Origin of the sequence: Leptolyngbya sp. FACHB-36, assembly GCF_014695955.1 — a bacterium.
Lineage (GTDB): Bacteria > Cyanobacteriota > Cyanobacteriia > Leptolyngbyales > Leptolyngbyaceae > FACHB-36.
In genome coordinates this window covers 1-4,479 of the sequence record NZ_JACJPG010000561.1, presented here as the reverse complement: position 1 = coordinate 4,479, position 4,479 = coordinate 1, and the positions used below count along the sequence as shown (strand labels likewise).

General features: G+C 53.4%; 5 protein-coding genes. 2 read left to right on the top strand and 3 right to left on the bottom strand.

Annotation, left to right across the window (positions count from 1 at the left end):
- The 3 genes from hemJ to H6F43_RS16045 form a co-directional block, all read right to left on the bottom strand.
- A partial coding sequence (gene hemJ, locus H6F43_RS16055) for a protoporphyrinogen oxidase HemJ (RefSeq protein WP_190343728.1) occupies positions 1–344 on the bottom strand: 344 nt, incomplete at its 3' end.
- A 226-nt stretch (positions 345–570) separates the two neighbouring features.
- On the bottom strand, positions 571–771 hold the full coding sequence (locus tag H6F43_RS16050; protein ID WP_190343727.1) for a DUF2811 domain-containing protein: 201 nt from the start codon (positions 769–771) through the stop codon (positions 571–573).
- Positions 772–1,369: 598 nt separating this feature from the next.
- Entirely contained in the window at positions 1,370–2,935 is a 1,566-nt protein-coding gene (locus H6F43_RS16045; RefSeq protein WP_190343730.1) for a S8 family serine peptidase, read from the bottom strand.
- Between the two features lie 173 nt (positions 2,936–3,108).
- Here H6F43_RS16045 and rpe point away from each other — a divergent pair, with 173 nt between their 5' ends.
- Together rpe and H6F43_RS16035 are read left to right on the top strand one after the other, a co-directional pair.
- Complete coding sequence (rpe, locus tag H6F43_RS16040; protein WP_190343726.1) at positions 3,109–3,804, top strand: ribulose-phosphate 3-epimerase; 696 nt, start codon at positions 3,109–3,111, stop codon at positions 3,802–3,804.
- A gap of 181 nt (positions 3,805–3,985) precedes the next feature.
- Positions 3,986–4,479: ATP-binding cassette domain-containing protein (locus tag H6F43_RS16035; RefSeq protein WP_190343729.1), on the top strand; the 494-nt coding region annotated here is incomplete at its 3' end.

Here is a 4,479-nt window from a genome sequence, read left to right as displayed (position 1 = left end):
TTTGCAGCAAGGCGCTTCATTAGACGCTTGCAATAGTGGTGATAGCCAATTAGCAGCAGCACAAAACCAATTTTGACGTGCAGCCACGTACTCCGCAGAATCTCAGGCTCCGTCGTAATAATGCCGACCGCCATCGCGATCGTGACAAGCATTCCAGGTGTCGCAATGATGCCGTAGAGCCGCTTTTCCATCAGCTCAAATTGCTCTTTAAGAATGCTGCGGGCAGGCTCCGGCTTGTCGTTAGCCTCTTGGTGATAGATAAACAGCCGAGGCAGGTAGAATAAACCGCCAAACCAGGTGACAAAGCCGACGATGTGAAAGGCTTTAAACCAAAAATACGCCATGAAAACCTCAGAACGATTTTAAAGTCGAGATTTTAGAGTTCGGGTTGCTACTTGGACACAGCGAACAGCCGATCGCCGATCGCCGTTCGTTCAGTCTCACTCATGTTGATAGTACGCATTTGCTGCGACTACTTTAGAGGCTACCGAAAAGTGTCCCCTTTTGTAGCAGAGCTGCTTGAGGATGAAGTGGCAAGCAACCCAGCTAAAATCCGGCGTCTAGCCTTCGTCAGGCAGAAGTCTGAAACAAGCTGTCGAGGTATACTCTGCCCGCTTGCTGGTCACACTCGCCATTTTGCAGCAGAAACAGAGACAGTGCCGCCGCAAATAGACGGTCTTGATCCCAAGTTGGGTGGCTTTCTAAGTAGCCCGTGAGTACTTCATGAAGATCTTCAGGAATCTCTGCCAGGATGCTAATGGTGGTGTTCATGAGAGCCTCAGGTGGTGCTAGACAGGACAGTGATGCGAATTCAGGAAGGCAATTGCTCGGCACCCTGTAAAAACGGGAGACAAGGCATAGGGAAGCAGCGCTACAATCCATCAGTGCATTTTATGAGTCGCTGAATTATCCAGAGACTCACAACAGCAGCGGTTGCGACTGGAGCGCTTGATTAAGCAGGTGCCTCATTGTGTGCAAGGTTGGGCGAAGTTGTCAACGATCGAAACGTGCTGCAAATTACGAGACTTCACACATCTGCTGGAGAAGATCGGTTTTTGGGGCTGATCCCCGTAACATTCTGTTACAAATAGCTAGCTTTTCCCACAGAATGGGTGGAAAACAAAGGTGTTTTCCACAATGCACCGAACCCCGATTCCTTCGTTTCACCTGTGGAAAACAAACTGAAGTCTGTGGAAAAGTATGGGGACGCTTGGGGAAAACCTGTGGAAACTGTGTGGAATTCATGGGGAAAATTCAGCCGATCGATAAGAATTGCAAAAAATTTGTTCTCGACAGGACGAATCAAGAAATATGGCAGTACTTCCAGTAAGTATCAGTGAGTCATTGTCGCGCTAACGACAATGACTATCTATAGACTGGGCATGGTCCACCAAGCGATCGCAAACGGCTGACGGGGCTGGTTTGCTCGCCGCTGGAACTGCACCCGAATCTTGTAGCGTCCGGTTGCTGGAATTTTTTGAAAGATGTGCTCGACGCTATCCACCTCGCTAATCGACGACCACACACTTTGGCGGATGTCGTTATCTTCTGCCCGCAGCAGATAGAGGTTAAGGTCGTTTAGCCCTCGATCGCGGAAGTCTTCTCCCAGATCAAATTCGCCGTTGCTGTTTTTGTCTGCTAGCTCAACAAGTCGATTCCACGCCAGCGTCACCGAGACAAAGCTTCCCTGCTGTAGCGGCTTCTCTAGGATGTAATCCTGAAATCCAGATTCCCCGGTTTCGGCGTTCACAGTGCGGTAGTCCCATCCGATCGGCGGCAGGGCATCCGTTGGACTCCACTGACCGGGACTAAACTGCTGATACGCCCGAAAGGCATTGAGCTGACCCACGCCCATTTGAATGTTAAGCGGAATTTTGGGATTGCTGTAGGCGTCTGACTCCAACCAGGAACGATTATTTTTATCCAGAATCGTCCGGCTCATACCCAGATTTAGCCCGTCGCCCGTGTCCTGAACTTTTTCCGCCGAGTTGAGCAACACCGCTTTCATGACTTCCTGACGGCGAGCGTCTAGGCTCCAGGGCAGCGGACAATTCCCCTGCTTGCAGCGGGTTCGCAGTTGTCGATCGCCGTATTCTTGCAGCAGCGCTACAGTCGCAGTGACATGGGGAGCCGCAAAGCTCGTACCGCTAGAGGCAGTCAGGTTGCCGCTGAGGTTGAGCAGAGCAATATCGTTTCCAGGTGCGACCAGTCCGATCGCGCGGCGAGGACCCAGGTTGCTCTCGATGCCTGCCCCAACAGCTCCCGCTCCAGACGGATCACCCAGATTGGCGAAATCCACCTTGCGAAACGCACCGTCAACGCGCGTAGTAAACGCTACATTAACTCCGTTAAAGTTGTCAGTCGGAATCGAGATACCGCCCTTACCCTGATTGCCCGCCACCACGTACAGCACGTTGTGCACGCGAGCCGACCAGTCGATACACAGCGTCAGCAGTGCATTCCCGTCCAGGGTTGGATTGGGGCGCGGATCTTGCCGGAGTGCCTCACCAAAGCTAAAGTTAACCGCTCGCACATCGCCGCCATTCTGGCTCGCTACGTGCTGCGCCGAGAGGCACTCTTCCGGTTGTCCGTAGCGCTTAGGGGTGCCTGCTGCCGAGGAATACAGCCTGGCTCCGGGCGCAACGCCGCGCATTGCTTTCGCGGTACCGATCATCACGCTAGCGACATTCTGAGCGTGTCCGTCTACGTTGACGTTAGTGCGGGGTGGGGCGTTGCGGAAGAACACGCGAGTTAATGGAACTGCTCGGTTCTGGGCAACGGCTTTGTCGATGCCAAACTGCCCTGGACGCCCGATCTCGACTTGCCCGATCGCAATCTTGCGCCCAGTCAAGCTGTAGGGCGGTTCGTGCAGCCGGAGCGCGTCGATGCCTGCCTGCCCAACCGATGCCGACTGCAGGGAGTTTCCCGTCGCGATCGTGGCTCCAAAGGCAACACTGCCTACTCCACAAAGCCCTACTGCAACTCGCTTCCAACCATACCGCTGCGCCACACAGATTTCTCCTTAATTCAAGTCACTAAAATTAAAGATTTTTATCGCATTTTGTTAAAATTATTACAACAACCGACCGTTAGGAGACCCTGCCCGCTATGACCCACTCCCAAAAGCCAATTGTCGTTGCCCCGTCGATTCTATCCGCTGATTTTAGCCGCCTTGGAGACGAAATCCGCGCCGTCGATGCCGCTGGAGCAGACTGGATTCATGTGGATGTGATGGACGGTCGGTTTGTCCCTAATATAACGATCGGACCGCTGATTGTGGAAGCGATTCGCCCTGTAACGCAGAAGCCGCTCGACGTTCACCTGATGATCGTGGAACCGGAAAAGTATGTGGGAGATTTTGCCAAAGCGGGCGCAGACCACATCTACGTTCAGGTAGAAGCGTCTCCGCATGTGCATCGGACGCTGGGACAAATCAAAGAGTTGGGCAAGCTGGCAGGTGTGGTTCTCAATCCTGGTACGCCACTTGAGTCGATCGAGTACGTTCTGGAACTCTGCGATCTCGTGCTAATTATGAGCGTTAACCCTGGCTTTGGGGGGCAGAGCTTCATTCCGGGCGTGCTGCCCAAGATTCGTAAGCTGCGTCAGATGTGCGACGAGCGTGGACTCGACCCTTGGATTGAGGTCGATGGCGGCTTGAAAGCGAATAACACCTGGCAAGTGCTGGAAGCAGGCGCAAATGCGATCGTGGCGGGTTCAGCCGTGTTCAACGCTAAAGACTACGCCGAAGCGATCATGGGCATTCGCAACAGTAAGCGCCCCTCACCTGAACTAGCAACCGTCTAAACGTATAGAAGCAATGAAATGACAGGCTGTCCATAACAGATAGCCTGTTTTTTGTTGCTTAGGACTGTAGAATTACAGCGACTTTTACATGAGTAGACCACAGACAGAACGTGCTACCCAATTGGTAAGCAGCCCAATTTCAAACGGTCTGTTAATCTAACGCTTAGCGTCCTTCTTGCCTGTGCTAACGATCGCCCACCTCACGAAGTCCTACGGCAACCATGCGGTCTTGCGTGGTCTGAATCTGACGATCGCTCCTGGGGAAATTTACGGCTTGCTGGGACCAAATGGCGCAGGCAAAACGACGACGATCAACATTCTCTGCAATCTTTTGCGAGCAGACAGCGGCACGGTGGAGATCAATCAGCAGCCAATTTCTAAGCAAACAAAGCGCTGGATTGGTGTGGCACCCCAAGAGACGCTTATCTACCGCAGCCTCACCTGCGCGGAAAATTTACGATTCTTTGCCAGCCTCTACGGTCTGCACGGACGACAACAGCAGCAGCGGGTGCAGGCGTGTTTGGCAGCCGTTGGGCTGAGCGAGCAGGCAAACCGTCCTGCCGAAACGCTAAGTGGCGGAATGCAGCGGCGGCTGAGTTTAGCGATCGCCCTCGTCCATCAGCCCAAGCTCGTCATTCTGGACGAACCCACCACGGGTCTGGATCTGGAAGCCCG